The 4496-nt window shown below is 72.0% G+C and carries 4 protein-coding genes; all 4 read right to left on the bottom strand.

Annotated elements, in window-relative coordinates; genetic code table 11:
* Positions 1 to 986: C40 family peptidase (locus E4P40_RS26450; RefSeq protein ID WP_245160612.1), on the bottom strand; the 986-nt coding region annotated here is incomplete at its 3' end.
* 308 nt (positions 987 to 1294) lie between these two features.
* On the bottom strand, positions 1295 to 1594 hold the full coding sequence (locus E4P40_RS26445; RefSeq protein WP_135161288.1) for a hypothetical protein: 300 nt from the start codon (positions 1592 to 1594) through the stop codon (positions 1295 to 1297).
* A gap of 277 nt (positions 1595 to 1871) precedes the next feature.
* Complete coding sequence (locus E4P40_RS26440) at positions 1872 to 3260, bottom strand: metallopeptidase TldD-related protein (RefSeq protein WP_135161287.1); 1389 nt, start codon at positions 3258 to 3260, stop codon at positions 1872 to 1874.
* A partial coding sequence (locus E4P40_RS26435) for a TldD/PmbA family protein (protein ID WP_135161286.1) occupies positions 3257 to 4496 on the bottom strand: 1240 nt, incomplete at its 5' end. The genes E4P40_RS26435 and E4P40_RS26440, both read right to left, overlap by 4 nt.

Below are 4496 nucleotides of genomic sequence, written 5' to 3'. Positions count from 1 at the left end.
CGCTGGTCGACGCTGGTGACCGCCACCGGCGACCCGTAGGTGCGCGCGTGCACGATCAGGCCGTTGCCGATGTACAGCGCGACGTGGCTGATCGGCGTGTAGTAGAAGACCAGGTCGCCGGGCTGCAGCTCCGACCGGGAGACCTCGGTGCCCATCTGGGACTGCGCCCGGCTGGAGTGCGGCAGGACGATGCCGGCCGCCGCGTAGGCGTAGGACGTGAGGCCGGAGCAGTCGAAGACGTCGGGGCCGGTGCCGCCGTGGCCGTACCGGTCGCCCACCTGCGCCAGCGCCGCCTGGATGGCGTCACCGGCCGCGCCGGGAGGCATCGGCAGGTCGCGGGGCGCCTGGATGCTGCGGCCGGCGACCGCAGCGGTGACGGCCGCCTGCTCGGTCGCGCTGAGCCGGTCGAAGTCGGCCTGGTACTGCGCGACCAACCTCTCGACCTCGGCCTTCTGCGCCGCCAGCTCGTCGAGGCCGGCCTGGGCCGTCGCGGCCGCGGCGTCGGCGTCGGCCTGCGCCTGGAGGGCGGCCGCCTGGGCGGCGGAGGCCTCCGCGACGACGCTGTTCGTGTAGTGGGCGAGCATGTCGAGCGTCGTCATCTGCTGCACCAGTTCCGCGGCGGACTGGCTGGTGAGGAAGGCCGCGATACCGGACTGGGTCTGGCCGGTGTAGCCGCTCTGCGCGATGGCGCGCAGCTGCGGCTCGTAGACGGCCAGCGCGGCCTGGGCGGCCCGTGCCTGCTCGGCCGCCGTGGTCGCGGCCTGCTGCTGCGCGGCGACGATGAGCTCGGCTTCCTTGACCTGCTCGTCGATGACGGTCAGCTGCTGGGCGGTCTCCTGCACCAGTTTGGCGGCCTCGGCGGCGGTGCCGGGCACGGCACCGGCGGGCGTGGGGGCCAGCAGACCGGTGACGGCGGCCACGAGAACGGCACCGATCGCCAGGACGGCGCGCGAACGACGCCGGCCCGTCGTGCGTGTGGACTGCACCGTCCGCCTCCGTCTGCCCTGCGCCGGGCCCGGGGAAGGGGCCGCACTCATGCGCTCGGAAACGGACGGTAGGGATTCGGTGTCGACAGGTGACGGACGACGCGCTGGCCGGCACGGACGGCGCGACCACGTCTGCACCATCCGCCTCACGAGTGCGCATTCATCACTCGCGTCGCCCATTCCGGGCGAGGAGGCGGTAATGGGGATCGGACGGCGGAAGGCATGACTCGGCCGCCGCCGGAATGGTCACGGCGGCGGCCGGTAGTTCGGATCAGTGCATTCCCGGGATGCCCGGAACGGGGTGCGACTCAGCCGGCGAGGGGCTCCTGTGCCTGCAGGCTGGCAACCGTCTGGAGGTCGCGGAGGATGGCCGCGAGCTCGTCGGCGGTCCACGGCTCGCAGCACGTGCAGGTCTCGTCGAAGGTGGCGAGGCCGAGACGGCCGCCGGCCTGGTCCTCGGCGATGGCGAGGTGACCGGCGGAGGGGTGGCGGTGACAGGCACAGCCCGCGGCGCAGAGGCCGAGGCCCCAGCCGGAGATGACGACGGTGCGGCCGTCGTCGCGGACCTTGCCCACCTGGAAGACGGACGGCTTGCGACTCCTGCTCACGGAGCCCTCCCCTCGACAGTTCCGCTGGTGGGCGGAACCCTGTGCACGCAGTGGAAATGCGGACGTGAGAGAGATATCGGCAGCTTTCAGGTGTTCCTGTATCGCTCGACCGAAGAAATCACTCAGTCCCGGGTTCAGCAGCGTCGCTTCCTCCCGAAACCCAGCGTAATCAGCTCAGCACCTGGCGTCGCCGTCAGTTCTGCCCATGCGTTCCGGCGGTCGTTGGCGTTTGTGCACCGCGCCGGCCCCGTTCCTGCAACGGGTGTGACCCGTGGGATCAGCTGGCCGGGGACACGGAGCTCATGTTGAAGTCCGGCACCCGCAGCGGCGGCATGGCGGCGCGGGTGAACCAGTCGTTCCACTCCCGCGGCAGCGTGCGCTCGGTGAGCCCGGCCTGGACCGTGCGGCCCAGCAGGTCGACCGGCGACTCGTTGAACCGGAAGTTGTTCACCGCGCCGGTCACCTCCCCGCCCTCGACGAGGAAGACTCCGTCACGGGTGAGCCCGGTCAGCAGCAGGGTCTGCGGATCGACCTCGCGGATGTACCAGAGGCAGGTCAGCAGCAGGCCGCGGTCGGTGGCGGCCACCATCTCCTCGAGGGAGGCGGTCGCGTTCGGGTCCTCGAGGATCAAGTTGTCGATGGCCGCGGTCGCCGGGGCCGTCGTCCGCAACGCCCAGGCCCGCGGCCGGACGAGGTTGGACAGCGTGCCGTCCTCGATCCAGTTCACCGCGGGGGTCGCCATGCCGTTGTCGAACACCGACGCCGACCCCGACGACGCGCTCACCACCTGGAAGGGCGTCGTCTCCAGGCCGGGCGCCGCGGGGTCGCTGCGCAGGGTGAGCGGCAGCGCCGCGAGCCGCTCGCCGACGCGGTTGCCGCCGCCGGGCCGGGCGAAGACGTTGCGGCCCTCGTCGGCGTCCCGCGCCTCCACCGTCCAGTAGAGGTAGATCATCAGGTCGCTGACCGCCGACGGCGGCAGCACGGTCTCGTAGCGGCCGGCGGGCAGCTCGATGCGCCGCTGCGACCAGCCCAGCTTGCGCTGCACGTCGGCGGCGAGGTCGGCCACGGAGACGTCCCGGAAGTCGCGGGTCCCGACGCCGCTCCAGACCGAGCGCGTGAAGTCCGGGCTCTTGCCGTTGAGCTCCACCCGCCCGGTGGGCTGGTCGTGGCGGAGCCGCAGGCCGGTCGAGCTGCCGAGGTAGACCGTGCGCATCGAGTGCTCGGCGAACCCGAACAGCCGCTCGTCGCGGTCGCGCGCCTCGCCGAACGCCTGGCCCAGCGCCGGGGCGAAGTCGCTGAACACCTCGATCGAGGTCGAGGCGGGCTCGGCGTCCCAGTCGCCGTTCCCGGGCGGCGTGTCGCTGATCAGGGGGACGGCGTCCTCCGCGGGCCCGGCGTCGCGCGCGGCGTGCTCGCTGGCGGCGACCAGCTCCGCGATGTCCGGCGTCCCGGTGCGGCTCACCGTGCCGGCCGCCAGGCCGGCGCCGCCGTCGACGAAGGAGATGACGACGACGGACCGCGAGCGCATCGCGCCGTTGGTGGTGAGGCTGTTGCCCGCCCAGCGGAGGTTGGCCTCGGAGCTCTCGACGACGTAGGTGATCTGGGCGTCGGCGGTGGACGCCGCGAGCGCCTTCTCGACGATCTCCTGCGCGCGGAGGGTTGTCATCGACCGGCCTCCTGCACCGTGTTGAGGATGGTGACGTTCTCGAACAGCGCCGTGGGGCAGCCGTGGCTCACCGGGGCGACCTGGCCGGGCTGGGCCTTGCCGCAGTTGAACGCCCCGCCGAGTACGTACGTCTGCGGGCCGCCGACGACCGACATCGAGCCCCAGAAGTCCGTCGTGGTCGCCTGGTAGGCCACGTCGCGCAGCTGCCCGGCGAGCCGGCCGTTCTCGATCCGGTAGAACCGCTGGCCGGTGAACTGGAAGTTGTAGCGCTGCATGTCGATCGACCAGCTCTTGTCGCCGACGACGTAGATGCCGCGTTCGACGCCGCCGATGATGTCCTCCGTCGAGGGGCCGTCCGGCGCGGGCTGCAGCGACACGTTGGCCATCCGCTGCACCGGCACGTGGCCGGGCGAGTCGGCGAACGAGCAGCCGTTGGAGCGCCCCAGCCCGCGCAGGCGGGCCATGTTCCGATCGATCTGGTAGCCGACCAGGACGCCGTCCTTGACGATGTCCCACTGCTGCCCGGCGACGCCCTCGTCGTCCCACCCGACCGTGGACAGCCCGTGCCGGGCGGTGCGGTCACCGGTGACGTTCATCAGCGGCGAGCCGTACTGGAGGGTGCCGAGCTTGTCGACCGTCGCGAAGGACGTGCCGGCGTAGGCCGCCTCGTAGCCGAGTGCCCGGTCGAGCTCGGTGGCGTGCCCGATCGACTCGTGGATGGTCAGGAAGAGATTGGAGGGGTCGACGACGAGGTCGTAGCGGCCGGCGTCCACCGAGGGCGCCTTCGTCTTCTCGCGCAGCAGCTCGGGGATCTCCGCCAGCTCGGTACGCCAGTCCCAGGAGCCGTCGGTCAGGTACTCCCACCCGCGGCCGACCGGCGGGGCGAGGGTGCGCATGCTCTCGAACTGACCGGTCGCCCGGTCGACGGTGAGCGCGGTGAACTCCGGGTGGATGCGGACCCGCTGCTGCCGGGTGCGGGTGCCGGCGGTGTCCGCGTAGTACTTCAGCTCCTTCACGTGCATGCAGCGCGTCTGCACGTGCTCGACGCCGTCGGCGGCCATCAGCTGCTCGGAGAGGTCGATGAGCAGGGCCGACTTCTCGGCGTCGGGCACGTCGAACGGGTCGAGCTCGTAGTCCGAGACCCAGGTGGCGTCCGGGTAGACGGGCTCCGGGGCCAGCTCGACGCGGTCGGTGTTGACGGCGGCGGACACCGTCGCGACCGCCACGGCCTCCTCG

This window comes from Blastococcus sp. CT_GayMR20, from assembly GCF_004570345.1.
The sequence above is the reverse complement of the archived record's forward strand: the minus strand, read 5'-3'. Positions and strand labels throughout refer to the sequence as shown.

What these genes read in the sequence shown, in the direction of transcription:
- E4P40_RS26440 (WP_135161287.1), bottom strand. Translation starts at nt 3,260, where the DNA reads ATGACAACCCTCCGCGCGCAGGAGATCGTCGAGAAGGCGCTCGCGGCG.